Genomic DNA, 19,315 nt, shown 5'->3' on the forward strand with positions numbered 1-19,315 from the left:
CTATTTCCCGTACAGTGCTTTCAGGGCCTCCCAGGCCGCCCGTGACCCCAGCATTTCACCGCCCGTGGGACGGCCGGGCCGGTCCTTGGGATTCCAGGCGAAAATGTCGAAATGGCACCAGCGGCGGCCGCCGGTAAACCGGCGCAGGAAAAGCGCCGCCGTGATCGATCCGGCAAAACCGCTATCGCCCATGTTTTTCAGATCGGAAATCGTGCCGTCGAGCTGGCTGTCATAGCCATCCCACAAGGGCATGCGCCAGACCGGGTCGGCGACTTTCGCCGCGCCCGCGCACAACGCCTCACCGAAGGCCGTATCATCGGTATAGAAGGGCGCCAGGTCCGGGCCCAGCGCCACACGCGCCGCACCGGTCAGCGTGGCAAAATCGAGGATCAGATCCGGTTCGTCCTCGACCGCCCGCGTCAGCGCATCCCCCAGCACCAGCCGCCCCTCGGCATCGGTATTGTCGATTTCAACCGTCAGACCGAGTCGCGAGGTAAGAATATCGCCCGGCCGGAACGCCCCGGCACTGATCGCATTCTCCGCCGCCGCCACCAGCAGGTGCAGGCGCACGGGCAGCTTGCCATCCATGATCAGGCGGGCCAGCGCCAGCGCATTGGCCGCCCCGCCCATATCCTTCTTCATCAGCCGCATGCCGGCCGACGCCTTGATGTCCAGCCCGCCGGAATCGAAGGTGATTCCCTTGCCGACAATGGCAAGGCGCGGATGGTCCGGATCCCCCCATTCCAGCTCGATCAGGCGCGGCGCACTGTGCGCGGCCCGTCCGACGGCATGCAACATGCCATAGCCTTGCTTCAGCAATTCGTCGCCGGTCGTGGTGCGGATGTCGGCCTTGAACTCCCGCGCCAGGGCTTCCGCCGCCGCCTGCAGGGCATCCGGGTCCATATCACCGGCTGGGGTGTTGACGAGATCGCGCGCCAGCCAGATCGACCGCACGACCCGCTCCGCTTCCGCCGCATCCGCCCCGGCAATCGGTGTCAGCCGGGCAGGCGCCCGGCCAGGCTTCTTGTATCGGGAGAACTGATAGGCACCGGCCCCGAAGGCCACCATCGCCAGCGTCGGATCGATTTCACCCAGATCGCCTTCCAGCGACCAGTCGCCTTCCGGAAGCTGTTTGGCGGCATCGCCCAGCGCAAAGGCGTCGGTTGCATTGCCCAGCCCGATAAGGGCGTCAACGCCGGCAGTCTCCGGCATCACAACGATCTGTCCGGCCTCGCCCTTGAAGCTGTTGGCTCTGGCAATGGCCCGTCCCGTTTCGTTCAGCGGCGCGGGCAAATCCCCGGCCAGGCTGGCGGCCACTACCAGCAGGCGGCGGGCCGATGGAGAATTGGTCGGGAATATGTCGGTCACGGGCGCGGCTCCGGAAAATCTCTATGTGTTATCAAACCACCGGAACAGATTAACGTAATCTTGACCGGCGCGGCGAAGACTAATCCCCTGATTCTGCCGGTAAAGGACTTCGCCCATGCGGACCCTGACGAAATTTACCCTGATGGCATCAATCGCCATGCTGACGGCCTGCGCCACCGCGCGCACCGAACAGGAACAGGCCCTGGCCGAGGATCTCACCCAGCGCGCCTCCATTGTACCGGCCAGCGCCGCTGAACGGCAGGCGATCCGCAGCCAGGACCTGCTCACCCAGGCGGCATTCTGGGCCGAAGCCCATGAACTCAATCCCGGCGACCGCGAGGCCGCTGTCGAGCTCTCCCGCGTGCTGCGCAGCCTCGGCCAGACCCAGCGCGCCGCCACGGTGGCCCGGCAGGCCATGGCGCTCTTCCCGCAGGATGTCGACCTCCAGCTGGCCTATGGCACCGCCCTCACCGAAGCGGGACGCGGCGCCGCAGCCATTGAATCCCTCACTCGCGTGAATACCGCCCGCCCCGGCAACTGGCAGGTGCTGAATATTCTCGGCGTCGCCTATGAGCAGGCCGGGCTGCGCCAGCAATCCCGTCAGAAATATACCGAAGCCCTGCAGCTGGCGCCCGGCGAGCCGGCCATCCTGTCCAATCTGGCGCTGTCCTATGCCTTTGATGGCGAGGCGGAACGCGCGGAAAGCCTGCTGCGCGAAGCCATGGCGAGTCCGGCGGCCGCGGCCACCGTGCGCCAGAATCTGGCCCTGGTCATCGCCCTTCAGGGCCGCTTTGAAGAAGCCGAGGCCATGGCCCGTGTTGATGTCAGCCCGCAGACGGCAGAAGCCAATATGGCCTATATCCGTGCCATGCTGACCACCGGACGCCGCTGGGATGCCATTCGCGACGACAGCGGCGCGCCTTAGTCCCGGTCAGATTTCCGTCGATCCCATGCCCGCCGGAAACGGTGGTGGCGGAATGTCATCCGGCTTTTCCTCGACACGCTTGAGCGGAAACAGCGCCTTCAGCGCCGGATCGACCAGCGTCGTGTCAAAGCGGAAATTCTCGGCATGATCCCGCAAGGCCGAAGGCGGGCGGCCATCCCGCGTATTCTCGATCGCCCGGTAGAGCGCAAACAGGCGCAGATAGCCCTTGTCGTCCCGCGACAGGCTGGTGTCGTCGAGCCGCTCGAACACCTTGATCAGCTGATTGAGGCCGTTTTTCGTCTTGCCGGCCGACAGATCCGTCAGGGCCAGCACCAGAGCCACTTTCCAGCCGGTTTCGGCAAACTCGATGCGTTTGGGGACCGCCGTCAGCTCGTCACGGGCACGCGCCACATCGCCACCGCCCAACGCCTTGAGCGCGGCTTCACTGGCGCGGCTGGCAATCACATTGGATTGGGCCCGTTCTTCGCTTTTTCTGCGGCCTAGCATGAGGTGTTTCTAGCATGCGAATAGAACTTGGCGAGCCTGAACGCCAGACAGGCGAAACCTACATCGACTGGTAGCGCATGATGGCGGGGCCGAGAATGACCACGAAAAGCACCGGCAGGAAGAAGACGATCATCGGAACCGTCAGCTTCGCCGGCAGGGCGGCCGCCTTCTTTTCGGCATTGGCGAGCCGCATATCGCGGTTTTCCTTCGCCATCACCCGCAAGGCCTGTCCCAGCGGCGTACCATAGCGTTCCGCCTGGATAAGCGCCGTGGCCACGGCTTTCACGCCGGGATGATTGGTACGCTTGGCCAGATTCTCGTATGCCGTCCGCCGGTCCTGGAGATAGGAGAGCTCCGCCGTGGTCAGCGACAATTCCTCCGCCAGCTCGATCGATTGCGCCCCGACCTCGCCGGACACTTTCTGGAACGCTGCCTCAATCGACATGCCCGCCTCGACGCAGATCAGCAACAGGTCCAGCCCGTCGGGAAAGGCCTGCATGATGGATTGCTGGCGCTTGGCCGCCGCGTTGGTGAGATAGAGATTCGGCGCGTAATAGCCGGAAATACCGATACCGGCCGCCAGGCTCCAGCGTGTAATGGTCGGCAGGCCGAAATCATTGACGAAGAAGACATAGAGCGCGGCACCGCCAAACAGCAGGATCGGGGCCGCCAGCCGGAAGAAATAGAAGGTCATGACCGGGCCATTGCCGCGGAAACCGGCCTGGGTCAGCTTGTCCTTGAGATCCGGGTCCTCGAACAGTTTCTGGAGATTGAGGCTTTCCACAATCGTCTTGGTAACGCCCTTGTTTTCCTTGCCGCGCAGCTTGGAGGCATGGGCTTCCTCCATCGCTTCGCGCGATTTCCGGCGCAGCTCTTCCTTGCGGTTCTGGACACCCTTGATCCGCTTATCCAGCTTGTTCTGCCCCATCATGGGCGAGGTCAGCGTCACCACGGTGGCAAAGACCGCGATCGCGGCAATCACCGACCACAGGAATTGCGGGTTGGTGACGAGGTCAGCGATATCTGAAAAGCTCATCGCCGCCCCCTAGTGCTTGAAGTTGATCATGCCGCGCATCATCAGGATGCCGAGCCCCATCCACAGCCCGCCGCCCAGCAGCATCAGCTGCCCCTTGGGTTCGACGAACATGGCGGTCATGTAGGACGGGGTTGTGAAATAGACGATGGCCAGAACACCCGGCGGCAAGGCCCCGATGATCATGGCCGAAGCCTTGGCCTCGGACGACAGCGCGCTGATTTTCTCGCGCATCATCTTGCGGGCGCGCAGCACGGCGGACAGATTGCCCAGCGCTTCGGCCAGATTCCCGCCGGTCTTGGCCTGGATGGTCAGCACCGTGGCGAAGAAGTTGAGCTCCGGCAGCGGCATGCGCTGCACCATTTTCTTGATCGCATCTTCCAGCGAGACGCCGACCGCCTGCGCCTCGACCAGCTTTGTGAATTCGGACGCCACCGGCTCGGCGGATTCGCGCGCAATCACCTTGATGCATTCGTTCAGCGGCAAGCCCGACTTGATACCGCGCACGATAATGTCGAGCGCATTGGCGAATTCGCCAGTGAATTTCTTCTGCCGTCCGGCGCGGCGCATCCCCAGATACCAGCGCGGCAGGCCCAGCCCGGCGGCAATCGATAATCCGGCCGCGATCAGCAGGCTCTGCCCGGTGATCACCGCGCCGAGAAAAGCCAGCACTGCCAGCACACCGGACGCGATCCAGAAAGTCTTCGGCGAGAAGCTGAAGCCCGCCTGTTCGATCTGCGATTTCAGCGTCAGCGACTTTTTCTTCGCGCTTTTCTGCTTGTCCTCGATCTCTTTCAGCGAATCCTGCACCTGCTTGCGCCGCTGAACGGTCTGATCCGTCTGCTGCGCACGGGATTTGCGCGGTCCGTTGCTGGTCACAACCGCCTTGCGGCGGGCGGCTTTCTGGCCATCGCCCATGGCTCCCGCCACGACCCAGCCGACACCGCCAACGGCGATGAAGGCGGCCACGGCAGCAAACATCAGGGGAAGCTGGCCTTGCATGGTCTAGTCCTCCGCCGCATCAAGCGCAGCCGCGAGTTCGCGCTCCAGGCCATAATAGCGGGCGCGGTCCCAGAAGCGCGGCCGGGCAATCCCGGTGGATTTGTGCTTGCCGAGGATCCGGCCATCGCCGTCTTCCCCGTCCATCTCGTAGACGAAAAGGTCCTGGGTGATGATGACATCGCCTTCCATGCCCATCACTTCGGTAATATGCGTGATTTTGCGTGAGCCATCGCGCATCCGCGAGGCCTGGATCACGACATCGATGGAACCGGAGATCATTTCCCGGATGGTTTTCGAGGGCAGGCTGTAGCCGCCCATGGTGATCATCGATTCCAGCCGTGACAGGCCTTCGCGCGGACTGTTGGCGTGCAGCGTGCCCATCGAGCCGTCATGACCCGTATTCATGGCCTGCAGTAGATCGAAGGCTTCCGGGCCGCGCACCTCGCCGACAATGATCCGTTCCGGGCGCATCCGCAGGCAGTTCTTGACCAGATCCCGCATCGTGACCTCGCCCGATCCTTCCAGGTTTTTCGGACGCGTCTCCAGGCGCACCACATGCGGCTGCTGCAATTGCAGTTCCGCGGCGTCCTCGCAGGTGATGATCCGCTCTTCCTCGCCGATGAAAGCGGTCAGGCAGTTGAGCAGAGTCGTCTTGCCCGAACCGGTGCCGCCAGAGATCAGCACGTTACAGCGCGACGCTCCGATAATAGACAAAACCTTGGCCCCTTCCGGCGTGATCGAGCCGAAATCGACCAGGTCCTGCATCCGCAGCTTGTCTTTCTTGAACTTCCGGATGGTGAGGGTCGGACCGTCCAGCGCCAGCGGCGGCGCGATGACATTCACCCGCGAGCCATCCGCCAGGCGGGCATCACAGATCGGGCTGGATTCATCCACCCGGCGGCCGACCTGGCTCACAATCCGCTGGCAGATATTCATCAACTGGCCATTGTCCCGGAAGCGGATATTGGTCTTCTCCACCCGGCCGCCGACCTCAATGAACACATCACCCGCGCCATTGACCATGATGTCGGCAATATCGTCGCGGGCCAGCAAGGGCTCCAGCGGACCATAGCCGAGCACGTCATTGCAGATGTCCTGAAGCAGGCGTTCCTGCTCGGCAATCGACATCGCGACATTCTTGATCGAGATGATCTCGGTGACGATGTCGCGGATTTCCTCCGCAGCGGTTTCATTGTCCAGCTGTGCCAGCGCGCCAAGATCAATCGTGTCGATCAGCGCGTTGAAGATGGTCGTCTTGGTCGCGTAATATTCGTCGGTGCGCTTTGAATCCGCCGTTGTGGCTACGGGCTTCACCTTCGGGGCCGGCTTCGGACCGACCACTGCCGCGGGCTTCGCCGCCGGCTTGGGCGCAGCCGGCGCCTCGGTGCGGGCCGCCGGACGGCTCGCAGGCGCAGCGGAAGCCGGCGCGGGGGCCGGCTTCGGTTCTGGTCTTTGCGCTATGGCGTCGCGCTTACCGAACATGGCTTACATCACTTTCCAAACAGGCCTCCGAAAAGACCTTTCTTTTGAGGCGCCGCAATCCGGCCGGACAGCAGCGCCGCCAGGTGCGAGAACCCTTCCGCGGCCTTCGATTTCGGATCGACCTCGGCAATCATCTGCCCGTCATTGGCCGCCTTGCCGAAGAGGTGGGGCTCGAATGGCAGAACCAGAGCCGGCTGAACGCCCAGCGCCTCGGCGAAATCCTTGACCGGGATTTCCGGGCGTTTGGCGATCCCCGCCATATTGACCACCACTTTCGGCGGCTCGTCATTCGGGCGTGAGGCGTGGATGAGATCAAACAGATTCTTGGCATTGCGCAGAGAGGCAAGCTCCGGTGTCACGGTCACCACGACCTGATCAGCAGCCAGAAGGGTGTGCTTCACCCAGGGCGACCAGGTATGCGGCAGATCCAGCGTGATGAAAGGCGCCTGACGCCGCACCTTGTCGAGCACGGTTTCATAGGCTTCCGGACCGAAATCCCAGTCCTTGTCCAGCGTTGCCGGAGCCGAGAACAGGGACAGGCGCTCCGTGCAGCGTACCAGAAGGCGGTCAAGCAGGGCGTCATCCAGCCGATCCGGATCGGTCAGCGCATCGCCCAGCGTCTGCGCCGGGTCCTGGTTGAAATCGAGCCCCGCCGTGCCGAAAGACAGGTCCATATCGACCAGCACGCAGTCGGCTTGCGAATTCTCGGAAATGCACCAGGCCGTATTGTGTGCGACCGTCGATGCGCCGACACCGCCCTTGGCGCCGATAAAGGCAATCGTCTTGCCGGCAAACGGCGCTTCGGGGTCGAGATAGAGGCCGGAAATCGTGCGGATCAGGTGCAGCGGCGACATGGGCGGCACCAGATATTCACTGACACCGCGCTTCATCAGCTCGCGGTAGAGCGAAATGTCATTGGCGGCACCGATGATGATGACCTTGGTACCCGGATCACAACTGCCGGCGAGTTCTTCAAGCTGGTCAAACAGCCCCTGCCCGCGCATGCCGGTCTCGATGATCAGGAGATCGGGTGTCGACTGGGTAGCGAAGCGTTCAATCGCCGCCGGCAATCCGCCCAGCTCGACATCGACATGGGTCTTGGACAAACGCCGGTCATTCGCGGCATTGTGGACCAGCGCACCGCTTTCCGGACGCTCGCAGAAGGCATGGATGGTGATCCGCGGAATCGGCTGGTCGGGAATATCGTCGTCGATCTCGCCGGAAAACGGATCAATCAGCTCCGGCGCAAAGGCATCCGGCTCGAAAGCGTCAAATTCGGCCTCTGGCGAGGAAAGCTCGGACGGCGCAACATCTTCTGGCTCGTCCCACTCCTCGCGCGGCGCTTCAACCGGCGCTTTGGGCGCAGCCGGCGCGGCACGTGAACCGAATGGGCGCGACTCTTCGGCCGGCTCGCTGAATCCGTCGAAATCGCCGAATTCCTCGAACCCGTCCTCGCCCCCATCGCTCAGCAGACGGCGTTCGACTTCTGCCGGATCGAGAAACTCGTCCTCATCCAGGAAATCATCATCATATGTCTGTGGTTCAGCCATTATGTCTATCCAGCTTTATTCAACCGCAGAGGAAACCGCGCCGCTTTCATCGTCGCGGCGCGGCGTGCCGGTGGGTTCACCCCGGCGATAAGTATCAAGCACGGTCTGACGGCGGACCCCGTCCGGATCGCCGGAACCGGTCGGCCCGGCCAGATGATAGGGGTCACCGACCATGGCAGCGCGGTTTTGCGCCATGAAGCAGCCAAACCCGGCATAGGCCTGGTTATCGCGTTCGCGGACCAGATCATCCCAGCGCCGGTTTTCACATTCGGCCGGCATTTCCGCGACATAGTGCAGGAAGCTGACGATCAGCGGCGCATTGCCCATGCCGGACGCGTCATACGGGCCTTCTTCCGTGTATCGCGCGGAAACGCCCTGGGAATCGAGGAAGGCCCGCACTTCGCTCATCGCCGAACGGGCAGCCGCATCCTCGGCTCCGCCATGCGGATAGGAAACAACAATCGGGCCATGACCATTGGATTTGTAATGCTCGACAAAGACCTGGAACATGCCCAGCTGCGACCACAGCAGGCCATCGGCTTCGGCATCGACCAGCAGGTCCATGCGCGCGGTTTCCTGCACCGGACGGGCTTCTGGAAAGCCCATCAGATTGGTCGTCGTGGCCGTGGTCCCGCAGGCCGCCAGGAACAGGGCGGGGACAAGGGCGGTCAAAGCGTGTGTCATCTTCATCTTGCCGTCTCCCCTACTCGATCATGAAGCCGACAGGACCGGTCCAGGACCGGCCTTCGGTCTGCGCACCCGGCACCGCATAGGCGCGGTTGATATTGCCGAGGAAAAGCGTTTCCAGCTCGCTGGTCCGGACATAACCGTCCGCCGGCGTGGCGGCTTCATTCTGGTTGATCGGGTCCACCAGATAGGGTGTCACGATGATCACCAGCTCGGTTTCCCGGTTCTCGAAATCGCGGGAGCGGAACAGCGCGCCAAGGACTGGCAGGTTCTGGACACCGGGAACTCCATCCAGATTCTGCCGTGTCTCTTCCTGGATCAGGCCGGCGAGCACGAGGCTGCCACCGGAAGGCAATTCCACGGTTGTTTCCGCGCGATTGACGTTGAGGCCCGGGATCTGGAGGCCGGCAACCGTGCCGATGACATTGCCCTGATCATCAGTCACATCCTGCGCACCCAGCTGCAAAGACCCCTGATTGGTCAGTTCGGAGATCTCGGTCGAGATCCGCAATGAGATTCGGCCCTCCGAGAGGACGACCGGCGTAAAGCCGAGCCCGACACCGAATTGCTTGTACTCCACGGTGATATTGCCATCGCGGTCACGGCCGACCGGCACCGGGAATTCTCCCCCGGCGAGGAAATTGGCCGCTTCCCCGGAAATCGCGGTCAGATTCGGTTCCGCCAGCGTGCGCACCAGGCCGACGCGTTCCAGCGCCTGGATCAGCGCCCCGGCGGTACGGATATCTCCACCCCCGGTATTGGTATAGTCGAACTGGCCGCTGACACCGCTGAGAGCGCGGCCCACAAGGGAAAATTCCTGCTCGGTCGCGATATTGAAGGCGACATCATCCAGCTGACCGGCGGCGGACAGATTGATCCCGAGCTGGCGGACAATGGTGCGCTGCATCTCGACGATGCGCACCGACAGCATGACCTGCTCCCGGCCTTCAATCGCCAGCATGGACAGGATATTCTCCGGATTGTCCGTCCAGCGCTGCGCCAGCCGCAGAGCCGTATCGGCTTCCGAGGCACTGCGCACCGATCCGGACAGGACGATATGATTGTTCATGGCTTCTGCGGTAACGCGGCGATCCGGAAGGAAGCGGTCCATCGCCTCCTGCAAGGCGCGCATGTCACGCTCGACCCGGATATCCAGATCGAGGATCAGATTGCCCTCGGCATCGAAGAAAAACGCATTGGTCTGACCGACCGCCTGACCCAGCAGATAGGCGCGGGTCGGCGTCCGGATCACGGCATCGGCCACTTCCGGATTGGTGACCAGCACATCCGCAGCATCGACGGGCAGGTGGATGATCGCCGCCTTGTTGAGCGGCAGCTCCAGCACTTCCGATGCCGGACCGTAGCCCGCGCGGGTGATATAGACCTGCATGGTGGTCGATTCTGTTGCCGATTGTGCCAATGCCGTTCCCGCAGGAAGCATCGTCACCAGCGCGAGTATGAGAGCGCGTAACATGTCCGGCCTCCTAGTTGTCACCGGCCGAGACCACGCGGGCCTGACCATAGCGATAGACAACCATCTGATCTTCGTCGCGCAGCGGTTCGACATTTTCCGGATCCGGGCGTGACAGGTTCGGGTTGGACTGGCGCGAAACCAGGCGCGGCCCGCCCTCGCCATCGGAAAGGCTGCGCAGCGACAGCGAGATTTCTCCGCGCGCGACCGCCAGAACGACCGCATTGGCTTGCTCCGGTGTCAGCTCCAGCGTCGCCGTCTCGCCAACCACTACACCTTCGGCATCGGGATCATCGCCAAAGGACTGGTCGATGGCCAGGATGCGCGCATTCTCGACAACGGTTTCGGCCACGAAGAAACGGCGGCGTGTCCCGCCCTCTTCCTCGGCTTCATAGGACACGATGACATCCACACGGTCACCCGGAAGAATAAAGCCGCCCGCACCCGTCTCCGCACTGATGGGAACCGATGTGGCGCGCATGCCCGGTCCGAGTACGGCCGACATGAAGCCGGCCTCTCCGGCCTGCAGAAGATGGCGCGCCGAAACCGGCTCGCCTTCCGAAACCGCGCTACGGACGACCGAACCGGCAAAGCTCTCGGCGGCATCCGGATTGCGGTCTCGCAACACTTGTGACGGATTGACGGCATCCTGCGGCCAAGCCTGCCAGTAGAGATCGCTGGCCTGCACGCGGGAGCCGATCGGCAGATCGCGGCGCGCGGCCAGAACTTCAACCGTCGCCGCCTCAACGACCTGCGGCTCGGTGGTCACCGGTTCGCTGGAAGACGACTGGTAGACAAAGTAGGCGGCAGCAGCAGCGGCCAGTGCAGCGGCGATCAGAACTATGATTCTTGCGGCGTTCATCGGCGCGAATCCCCTCGGGTTACGCGCTCATCTCACCTGTAATTTCCAAAAGGGGAGTTAAGATTCAAATGTCATTGCAACCTATTGGGAAGATTTCTTCACAAACCGCCAAATCAAAGCGCGGCGAGCAGGAAGATCTGGCTCTCCGGCAGGGTCCACAAAGCGCCTGCAGCAAGGGCAATCCCGTAAGGTGCCGGCGCGCCATCGGCCAGCAAGGTCCCGCTCATCCAGCGCTGCGGTAATCCCGTTGCGGGTGCCGCGCGGCGCAGCATGATCAGTGCCACGGCCAGCAATCCGCCCATCAGCGCCGCTTTTCCGAGGAAAATCATGGCATCCGGCCAGCCGAACCAGAGCGCCGCCGCGGCCACCAGCTTGGCATCGCCACCGCCGATCCATCCCGGCGCAAACAGGGCCATTCCGATGAGCAGGGCCACCACGCCCACCAGGAGGTGAAGACCGAAATCCATCCAGCTGAGGCCGAGCACAGCTGCGGCGAGCGGAAAGATCAGCGCCAGGGTGCCGCACAGCCAGTTCGGAATGGTGAAACTCATGGCATCGCGGGCCGCCGCCAGCAGCATGAAGAACACAAAGACCAATATAGTGATCTGACCCGCCATCTCTTCACTCCGGATGATTTCCGGTCTGTATAGCGCAACAGGCTTAACAATCGGTTGGCCCGGCCGGACTGCGTCCGGAAAGCAAAAGGGGCCGCCCGCTGGGCAGCCCCTTGAATGCCTTGACGTTTGGCCGCGACTAGATCGCGTCGGCAACCGTCTGCATGTTGTCACGAACGCCGGTCCCCAGCGCCGTCACGGCACCGATAATGACCACGGCGATCAGGGCAGCGATCAGGCCATACTCGATAGCCGTTGCGCCAGATTCGTCTTTGAAAAAGCGAGATACGATTTGCATTGGGTCTACTCCCGTGTTGCTAGCCACACACATCCACTTCAAGGAGGCTTGTTTGTCCCGACCTCTCTTGTCGTGTGCAATGAATAAACCACAGGAGCCTTTAAAAGAGGTGAATACTCATGATTAATTATGTACTAATGGAAATTCCTGCGTCTTATAGTTAACAAGCTCTAAACAAAACAAGTGTAACTCAATTATGATCTTCGAACCATTCTGTTTAGAAAGTCTTCACGCGGACGCGCTCTTATAAGAGGTGAATGTGACACCTGTGGAGCACGCCCATGCGTAACGCCCTCACCGCCCTAGCCTGTCTGCTGATCGCTCCGGCCCTGGCCGCTGCGGACCAGATGCTGGAAGTCGAACATGCCGATGTGGTCCGTCTGCCATCATCGGCCTCGACCGTGATCGTCGGCAATCCGGCCATCGCCGACGCCGTGATCCACGACCGCCGCACACTGATCGTCACCGGACGCCTGTTCGGCCGCACCAATATCATCGCCATGGATCGCCAGGGCCGCGTGATTTTCGCCGAGGATTTTGTCGTCGGCCCGTCAACGTCAGGCCAGCTGGTACTGCAACGCGGCACGGCCCGCACGACCATGACCTGCACCCCCAATTGCGCTGCCAGCCCGACCGTGGGCGATGATTCTGAAACCTTTGACACGCTGACCGGCCAGCAGAGCGCCCGCATCGGTATCGCCGGCGAAGCGGCGGCCATCACCGAGGATTCGCAAAGCCCGCGCGCGCTCGAAGGCGGCCGGGAATAGGGCCGGTAGCGTCCTGTTAACCGTGCCTCTTCACGCGGGTTTAAGCGCTTGGCCCTTATAGAGAGAGCCTGATTTCCGGAGCCGGATCATGCGCAGGGCAGGCTTTTTCAAATCCTTCCGAAAAAATCGCGATGGCGCGACCGCCGTCGAGTTTGCGCTGATCGCTGGTCCCTTCTTCTTTTTCCTGATGGCGCTGATCGAGGTCGCCGCCGTGTTCTTCGCCGGAACGGTGATCGAGAATGCGGTCCTGGAATCCGCCCGCCTCATCCGCACTGGCCAGCTCCAGGGTGGTGGCGGAGGTGCCGCCAGCTTCCGCACCGAAGTCTGCGATCGCATCGAGGTGATTGCCGATTGCGACCAGATGGTCTTCGAGGTCGCGGTTTTCCAGGATTTTGACGATGTCAACCCGACCCCGCCCATCGCCGAGGATGGCACGCTGAACGGCGGCAATATGGGCTTCGACCCCGGCCGCGCGGGCGATATCGTTCTGGTGCGGGTCTATTACAGCTATCCGCTGATCCTGCCCGACATGTTCGGCTCGGTCGGAAACCTTCCGGACAATCGCCGGCTCATCCAGTCCTCCACCGTCTTCCGCAACGAGCCTTTCGATGACTAGGTCCGTGCGCCATTTCCTCCGCCGTCTGGCCGGCAATCGCGAGGGCGTCTCCGCCGTGGAGTTCGCGCTGATCGCCCCGGTCATGGTGCTATTGTATCTGGGCATGGTCGAAATCTCGCTGGCCCTGTCGGTCGACCGCAAGGTCACCAATGCTGCCAGCGCCATCGCCGATCTCATTGCTCAGGATGATGTCATTACCGATGACGAGATGGTCGATATCCTGAACGCCAGCGGCGCGATCATCGCGCCCTTCGATGTGGCCAATTTCTCCGTCCGCATCTCCAGTGTTTCGATGGATCTGACCGGCGATGTCGAAGTCGACTGGAGCGATGCGCGCGGCACGCTGGCCCGGGCCCCGGGCTCCCAGCCAACCCTTCCGGCCGGTGTTCTGACCAATGGACGCTCGATCATCTGGGTGGAAGTCGCCTATGCCTATCAAGCGCCCTTCCGGGAAGTCACCGGCGATTTCAATATCGAGGAAGAATTCTTCCTGCGCCCGCGTCAGTCGCTGGTCGTCAGCCGCGACTGATCACAGCGCCGCCGCCCGCATTCTTTCATACAGCGAATCTGCGACCGGCAGGGCGCGCCCGTCAATCTCCGAGACCGGCACTACGCCAATCACCGTATTGGTCACCCAGACAAGATCGGCCTTTTCCAGCGCGCCGGGACCAGCCGCGACCTCCACGGCCGGCAGGGCCTGGCCATCCAGCCAGGACAGAACCTGCTGACGCATCACGCCATTGCGGATACCGCACGCCAGGGACGGCGTCTGCACCTCTCCGCCCGTACGCCAGAACAGGTTGGCACTGTCACCGCCGGACACAAGCCCGCTTTCGGTCAGCAATAGCGCCATGTCCGCGCCCCGGCTCGCCGCCTCCCGCCGGGCCGCCAGATTGTCAACATAGCTTAGTGTCTTGAACCGAGCCGAAAGGCTGGTAGCCGACCTTCGGATGGTAGCGGTCGACAGGCGAAGCGCCTGCGGCACGTCCGGAAAGGGCGAGAATTGCAGATAGAGCGCTTCCTGCGGCGCCGTCACAGGTGCAAGGCCGCGCCCGCCCGCCCCCCGCGTGACCTGCACTTTTCCGATTGCCGCGTCCGGACCAGCTGCCAGCCTGGCCACCGCCCGCTCGATGTCGTCCCAGTCCGGCGGTGCGAGTTGAAGGGCGGCACACGCCGCATCGAGACGTCTGTGATGCAGGCGGGAATGCCGGATGGATCCGTTCACGATCCGGAAGGTCTCGAACACCCCGTCGCCGAGCTGGAGACCGCGATCCTCCAGCAGGCGCGCCGCCGTGCCGGCCGCTGTCCAGCCATCCTGATCCCGCCGGAACATGCCTATCCTTTCAGCGCCGCTTCCAGCGCGCTCAGTTTTTGCAGCGTCTCTTCATACTCGGCCTGCGGATCGGAATCGATGGTGATGGCCCCGCCCGACCGCGCCGTCACATGCCAGTCAGCATCGGTGCGGATCAGGTCCAGCGTCCGGATCATGACATTCAGGTCCATCGCCTGACCGCCCTCGCCAATCCATCCCAGCGCCCCGCAATAGGGTCCGCGCCGCTCCTCCTCCGCCGCCGCGATCAACTCCATCGCCCGGATTTTCGGCGCCCCGGTGATCGAGCCGGGCGGGAAGGCGGCGAGGATCAGATCGAGCGCATCCCGGCCCGCCTGCAATTGTCCCTCAACGGTCGAAACCAGATGGTGGACATTGGCATAGCTTTCCAGAGCATTGAGACGCGGCACCTTCACACTGCCGGGCTGGCAGACGCGCGACAGATCATGCCGCACCAGATCGACAATCATCAGGTTTTCAGCCCGGTCCTTGGCGCTCGCAAAAAGCGCTTCAGCCTCTGCCCGGTCTTCTGCCGGATCAGTGCGGCGCGGCCGCGTCCCCTTGACCGGACGGCTCTCCACCCGCCCGTTTTCCAGCCGCAGGAAACGTTCAGGCGAATTGGTCATAACCACATGATCCTGTCCGGACCGGAACCAGGCGGCGTGTGGTGCATCGCTGCGCGCGATCAGCCGCAGGAAGACCGTCCAGGGATCGCCCCGGAGCCGGCCCGAAAAGCCCTGCGAGAGATTGGCCTGATAGATGTCACCGGCGCGGATATGATCGACAAGCGTGCGGCAAGCGTCGAGATAGCGCTCCCGCGGCCAGTTGGCCGTGATCTGCGCACTGGCCGGCTGGGCCGGCGGTCTGCCGGTATGCAGCCCGGTTTTCAGCCGCGCGCGGCCCGCTTCATCGCCATGAAGCGTCAGCGTCCTGCCGGACGGATCAAACACCGCCCAGGCCGGATAGACGCCCAGTTGCACCAGCGGAAACCATTTGTGGGGAGGCGGCAGTTTGGCTTCCAGAACATGACCGAATTCATAGGAAAACAGACCGGCCAGCTGATGCCCTGCCGCCAGCGCCGCGCGGGCTTGGGTCAGAAAAACATCCAGATCATCGCCCGGCCGGAATTCCAGCCAGTCCGTCGCCAGAGCATAGAGCCGGGATTGTGATCTCAGTCCGCCATGCAGCAAGAGCGCGCTGTCCTGCATCCGGAAGACGGCAAAGGCTTTTTCAGGTTCGATCCAGTCCAGCTGTTCCGGGACTATGTCGCTCACGCCGCTATCAGATTGGCCCGGACCGCCTCGATTTCCGCTTCGGTCAGTCCCAGAACATCAGCGGCATAGCTTTCCGCAGAACCGATTTCGTCAAACGCCTCGTCGAGATAATCGGCTTCCACGCCCAGAAAGACCCGCATCGACTCCTCGGGCACCTTGCGTTCGTAGGTGTCCTCGATCCGCTTGTGGATCAGCGGCACCAGCGCGTCGTAATCGACTGCGGTATTGGTCATCAGATAATCATCATAGATGTCATCCTTTGACGCCCCTGCCAGCGACAGGGCCAGCGCACAGAAAAGCCCGGTACGGTCCTTTCCGGCGGCGCAATGGACAACGAAGCCTTCTTCGCTGCCATGGATAGCCAGTTCGCGCAATCCGGCGGCGAAAACCTCCTGATTGCCCTTTTCGTTCGGAAGCCGGCGATAAGTGGCGCGCATGAAGGCGGCGACCCCGTCCGCACTCATATCGCCCGTGCGCAAAAACCGCATATGCGGCGGCTCGGCATGGCCGGCCACATCCGATTGCAGGATGCGGAAGCCCTCACCCCAGCTCGAGGGTTCATTGTCGCGTTCGCGCGGCCGCCTGAGATCGGCAACCACCGAGATTTTCAGCTCTTTCAGCCGCGCCCGGTCAGCTTCGGTGGCATTGTGAAAATGCCCTGACCGGTAGAGCCCGGAGCGCACACGGCGGCCATCCAGCGCGGTATAATCCCCGAAATGGCGGAAATTGCGAATACCTTCAAAGGGCAGAACACGGCTCATGCCAGTCTGCTATCGGAAGGGGGAAGAAAGGGCAAGACGAACCGTAAGCGATCACCCCGTTGTGTAACGAAAACAGCACTCCGAAATCTGGATTGCCCTACCTGAACGGCGGTTCGTCAAAGCTGCGCAGTTTGCGCGAATGCAGGGCGTTCGCCTCATTGCTGCGCAAGATCTCGACGGTTTCAATCCCCGCCATCAGATGTTCGGAGACCGATTTCTGATAGAAGAGATTGGCCGCGCCCGGCAGTTTCAGCTCGCCATGCAGCGGCTTGTCCGAAACACAGAGCAGCGTGCCATAGGGCACACGCAGGCGGAAGCCATTGGCCGCTATCGTCGCCGATTCCATATCCACCGCGATCGCCCGGGACTGGTTGATGCGGCGCGCCTCGGCGTGATAGCGCAGCTCCCAGTTCCGGTCCGCATAGGTCGCCACCGTGCCGGTGCGCAGGCGCCGCTTGATATCGGCGCGGCTGTCGCCGGAGACGCGCTTCACCGCATCCGCCAGCGCGATCTGGATCTCGGCAATCGGCGGCACCGGAATTTCCAGCGGCAGATCGCGGTCCAGCACACGGTCATAACGCAAGTAAGCGTGCGCCAGCACATAATCGCCCAGACGCTGGGAATGACGCAGCCCCCCGCAATGGCCGATCATCAGCCAGCATTGCGGACGCAGCACGGCGAGGTGATCAGTGATGGTTTTCGCATTCGAGGGGCCGACACCGATATTGACCAGCGTGATGCCGCGTCCGCCGGGGGCTTTCAGATGATAGGCCGGCATCTGGTAGCGCCGCCAGGGCGCAGCCTCGACATCGGCGCGGGCATTCCGGCTCGAGCCGTCAACCTCGACGAACCCGGCTGCGGAAAAGGATTCGTACTCATTATCCGCCTTCAGCTGCCCGATCGCCCAGGCCACGAAGGCATCCACATAGCGGTGATAATTGGTGAACAGGATGAATTGCTGGAAATCCTCATACGGGCTGCCGGTATAATGCTTCAGCCGCTGCAGCGAATAATCCACCCGCGGCGCATCAAACAGGGTTAGCGGTTTCGGCGCGCCGGGTTGCGGCGTGCGCTCGCCATTGGGCAGGGCATCGTCGATTCTCGCCAGATCCGCATAGGGGAAATTGCGTACCAGATCGGCCACCGAGGCCGCATCGAGGTCAAGATCCTCGGCCCCGTCCAGCACGGTCGAGAAAGCGATTTCGTCCGATGACGGTCCGGTCTCGATGGTGATATCATACTGGTCATCCAGCAGGGTCAGCTGCTCGATCAGATAATCGCGGAAGAGCTCCGGCTCGGTGATAGAGGTGGCATAAAGCCCGGGTTCGGAAAATTTGCCGAAAGCGCGGCTGACCGGCGGCGGCGAGCCTTCCGGCTCATAGCGGACGCGCAATTCGGGATAGGCAAAGGCCCCGGCCTCGCGGGCCTTCGCATCGGGCGCAATGCCCTTGTCCAGATAGGCGCGCAAGGCGTCACGAAGCGCGGCGACGGATTTCCGGTGAAGGCTGGCCAGCCGGTCAACAGCCTCCGCCGGCGTTTCTGCGATTTCAAACGTTTTCATGGCCAGCTAATGCCGGAAACGGCAGGTGCGGGCAAGACGAAACCTATTCCGCCGGCAGATCGTTGGCGGTTTTGTGCTTTTGCCATTTGTCGAAATTCGACCACACGCCCTCTTCGCCATGCCATTCGCCCTTGGTCGCACCCTTGGAATATTCCGTCGCGCGCGCCTCGAAGAAATTGGCGTGCTCCACCCCGTTGAGGATTTCCGTCAGCCAGGGCAGCGGGTGTTTCTCGATCCCGTAGATCGGCTCCAGCTTCAGCTGCCGCAGCCGCCAGTCGGCGATATAGCGGATATAGCGCTTGATATCGTCCGGCGTCATGCCCTCGACATCGCCCATCTCGAAAGCAAGGTCGATGAATTTGTCTTCCAGCATCACGACATGTTTGCAATTGGCGACAATGTCGGCCTTGACCGCATCGGTCAGCGCACCGGTCTCGTCGGCAAATTCGTGGAACATGCGGATCATGCCCTCGCAGTGCAGCGATTCATCGCGCACCGACCAGGATACGATCTGCCCCATCCCCTTCATCTTGTTGAAGCGCGGGAAATTCATCAGCATGGCGAAGGAGGCAAACAGCTGCAGGCCTTCGGTGAACGCCCCGAACATGGCCAGCGTGCGCAGAATGTCCTCATTCGTCTCGACGCCGAATTCCTGCATGTAGTCATGCTTCGCCTTCATCGCCTCGTATTCCATGAAGGCGGAGAATTCCGAATCCGGCATGCCGATGGTTTCCAGGAGCAGCGCATAGGCGGCGATATGGATGGTTTCCATATTCGAGAACGCCGACAGCATCATCTTCACCTCGGTCGGTTTGAAGACGCGCGCATAGCGTTCCATGTAATTGTCATTCACTTCCACGTCCGACTGCGTGAAGAAGCGGAAGATCTGGGTCAGGAGATTGCGCTCCTGATCATTGAGCTTGGTCGCCCAGTCCTTGCAGTCCTCGCCCAGCGGCACCTCTTCCGGCATCCAGTGAACCTGCTGCTGCTTCTTCCAGAAGTCGTGCGCCCACGGATAGCGGAACGGCTTGTAGGAATGACTGGAGGTCATGAGGCCTGGAAGATAAGCAGAATCGGACATGGATAACCCCGGAATGACTGTTAGAGCGACTCGCCCGGATGGCGGAGCCCTATCACTACATATTGGGGTTAAAGCGCCCTGAACGTCCAGTGCTGGTAGGCACACTCTTCACAGGAAAATGGCGTT

The 19,315-nt window shown here is 62.2% G+C and carries 20 protein-coding genes; 4 read left to right on the plus strand and 16 right to left on the minus strand.

Going from position 1 to position 19,315, the window contains the following annotated elements:
* Window positions 1-1,368 carry a leucyl aminopeptidase family protein gene (locus tag DBR16_RS10140; RefSeq protein WP_233347744.1) on the minus strand — a complete coding sequence of 456 codons (1,368 nt, stop codon included), beginning with the start codon at window positions 1,366-1,368 and terminating at the stop codon, window positions 1-3.
* A 115-nt stretch (window positions 1,369-1,483) separates the two neighbouring features.
* Between DBR16_RS10140 and DBR16_RS10145 the strand changes: the two genes are divergently transcribed.
* Window positions 1,484-2,293 (plus strand): tetratricopeptide repeat protein, encoded by an 810-nt coding sequence (locus tag DBR16_RS10145; RefSeq protein ID WP_109261140.1) that lies wholly within the window; start codon window positions 1,484-1,486, stop codon window positions 2,291-2,293.
* 6 nt (window positions 2,294-2,299) lie between these two features.
* On the opposite strand, the gene DBR16_RS10150 is transcribed toward DBR16_RS10145, so the two are convergent.
* The 10 genes from DBR16_RS10150 to DBR16_RS10195 form a co-directional block, all read right to left on the minus strand.
* The gene (locus tag DBR16_RS10150) at window positions 2,300-2,800 is read right to left on the minus strand and encodes a hypothetical protein (RefSeq protein ID WP_109261141.1); all 501 of its coding nucleotides are present in this window, start codon (window positions 2,798-2,800) and stop codon (window positions 2,300-2,302) included.
* Window positions 2,801-2,858: 58 nt separating this feature from the next.
* Window positions 2,859-3,836 carry a type II secretion system F family protein gene (locus tag DBR16_RS10155; protein ID WP_109261142.1) on the minus strand — a complete coding sequence of 326 codons (978 nt, stop codon included), beginning with the start codon at window positions 3,834-3,836 and terminating at the stop codon, window positions 2,859-2,861.
* Window positions 3,837-3,845: 9 nt separating this feature from the next.
* Window positions 3,846-4,835, minus strand: coding sequence for a type II secretion system F family protein (locus tag DBR16_RS10160; RefSeq protein ID WP_109261143.1), 990 nt, complete (start codon window positions 4,833-4,835; stop codon window positions 3,846-3,848).
* Between the two features lie 3 nt (window positions 4,836-4,838).
* Window positions 4,839-6,317: a CpaF family protein gene (locus tag DBR16_RS10165; protein ID WP_109261144.1), complete on the minus strand. Its 1,479-nt coding sequence runs from the start codon at window positions 6,315-6,317 to the stop codon at window positions 4,839-4,841.
* Window positions 6,318-6,325: 8 nt separating this feature from the next.
* Window positions 6,326-7,867, minus strand: a complete 1,542-nt coding sequence (locus DBR16_RS10170) for an AAA family ATPase (protein ID WP_109261145.1) — start codon at window positions 7,865-7,867, stop codon at window positions 6,326-6,328.
* A gap of 15 nt (window positions 7,868-7,882) precedes the next feature.
* Window positions 7,883-8,557 (minus strand): CpaD family pilus assembly protein, encoded by a 675-nt coding sequence (locus DBR16_RS10175; RefSeq protein WP_109261146.1) that lies wholly within the window; start codon window positions 8,555-8,557, stop codon window positions 7,883-7,885.
* 13 nt (window positions 8,558-8,570) lie between these two features.
* Window positions 8,571-10,028, minus strand: coding sequence for a type II and III secretion system protein family protein (locus DBR16_RS10180; protein ID WP_109261147.1), 1,458 nt, complete (start codon window positions 10,026-10,028; stop codon window positions 8,571-8,573).
* Window positions 10,029-10,038: 10 nt separating this feature from the next.
* On the minus strand, window positions 10,039-10,887 hold the full coding sequence (gene cpaB / locus DBR16_RS10185; RefSeq protein ID WP_109261148.1) for a Flp pilus assembly protein CpaB: 849 nt from the start codon (window positions 10,885-10,887) through the stop codon (window positions 10,039-10,041).
* A 113-nt stretch (window positions 10,888-11,000) separates the two neighbouring features.
* A complete protein-coding gene (locus tag DBR16_RS10190; protein WP_109261149.1) occupies window positions 11,001-11,504 on the minus strand; it encodes an A24 family peptidase in 504 nt (167 codons plus the stop codon).
* A 136-nt stretch (window positions 11,505-11,640) separates the two neighbouring features.
* Entirely contained in the window at window positions 11,641-11,799 is a 159-nt protein-coding gene (locus DBR16_RS10195; RefSeq protein WP_109261150.1) for a Flp family type IVb pilin, read from the minus strand.
* A gap of 281 nt (window positions 11,800-12,080) precedes the next feature.
* On the opposite strand from DBR16_RS10195, the gene DBR16_RS10200 reads away from it, so the two are divergent.
* The 3 genes from DBR16_RS10200 (at window position 12,081) to DBR16_RS10210 (ending at window position 13,711) form a co-directional block, all read left to right on the plus strand.
* Window positions 12,081-12,566: a pilus assembly protein N-terminal domain-containing protein gene (locus DBR16_RS10200; RefSeq protein WP_109261151.1), complete on the plus strand. Its 486-nt coding sequence runs from the start codon at window positions 12,081-12,083 to the stop codon at window positions 12,564-12,566.
* 88 nt (window positions 12,567-12,654) lie between these two features.
* Window positions 12,655-13,182 carry a TadE/TadG family type IV pilus assembly protein gene (locus DBR16_RS10205; protein ID WP_109261152.1) on the plus strand — a complete coding sequence of 176 codons (528 nt, stop codon included), beginning with the start codon at window positions 12,655-12,657 and terminating at the stop codon, window positions 13,180-13,182.
* A 4-nt stretch (window positions 13,183-13,186) separates the two neighbouring features.
* On the plus strand, window positions 13,187-13,711 hold the full coding sequence (locus DBR16_RS10210) for a TadE/TadG family type IV pilus assembly protein (RefSeq protein ID WP_161539472.1): 525 nt from the start codon (window positions 13,187-13,189) through the stop codon (window positions 13,709-13,711).
* On the opposite strand, the gene DBR16_RS10215 is transcribed toward DBR16_RS10210, so the two are convergent.
* From DBR16_RS10215 to DBR16_RS10235, 5 genes are all read right to left on the minus strand, one after another.
* Window positions 13,712-14,515 (minus strand): aminotransferase class IV, encoded by an 804-nt coding sequence (locus DBR16_RS10215; protein WP_109261154.1) that lies wholly within the window; start codon window positions 14,513-14,515, stop codon window positions 13,712-13,714.
* A gap of 2 nt (window positions 14,516-14,517) precedes the next feature.
* Complete coding sequence (gene pabB / locus DBR16_RS10220) at window positions 14,518-15,786, minus strand: aminodeoxychorismate synthase component I (protein ID WP_233347746.1); 1,269 nt, start codon at window positions 15,784-15,786, stop codon at window positions 14,518-14,520.
* Window positions 15,783-16,547, minus strand: a complete 765-nt coding sequence (locus DBR16_RS10225) for a tyrosine-protein phosphatase (RefSeq protein ID WP_109261155.1) — start codon at window positions 16,545-16,547, stop codon at window positions 15,783-15,785. The genes pabB and DBR16_RS10225 overlap by 4 nt, the downstream gene beginning before the upstream one ends.
* Before the next feature lie 97 nt (window positions 16,548-16,644).
* On the minus strand, window positions 16,645-18,108 hold the full coding sequence (locus DBR16_RS10230) for an AMP nucleosidase (protein ID WP_109261156.1): 1,464 nt from the start codon (window positions 18,106-18,108) through the stop codon (window positions 16,645-16,647).
* A gap of 43 nt (window positions 18,109-18,151) precedes the next feature.
* The gene (locus tag DBR16_RS10235) at window positions 18,152-19,189 is read right to left on the minus strand and encodes a ribonucleotide-diphosphate reductase subunit beta (protein ID WP_109261157.1); all 1,038 of its coding nucleotides are present in this window, start codon (window positions 19,187-19,189) and stop codon (window positions 18,152-18,154) included.
* Between the last annotated feature and the right edge of the window lie 126 nt (window positions 19,190-19,315).

The sequence above is a fragment of the Hyphobacterium indicum genome (assembly GCF_003129605.1).
In the GTDB taxonomy this organism is placed as follows: domain Bacteria; phylum Pseudomonadota; class Alphaproteobacteria; order Caulobacterales; family Maricaulaceae; genus Hyphobacterium; species Hyphobacterium indicum.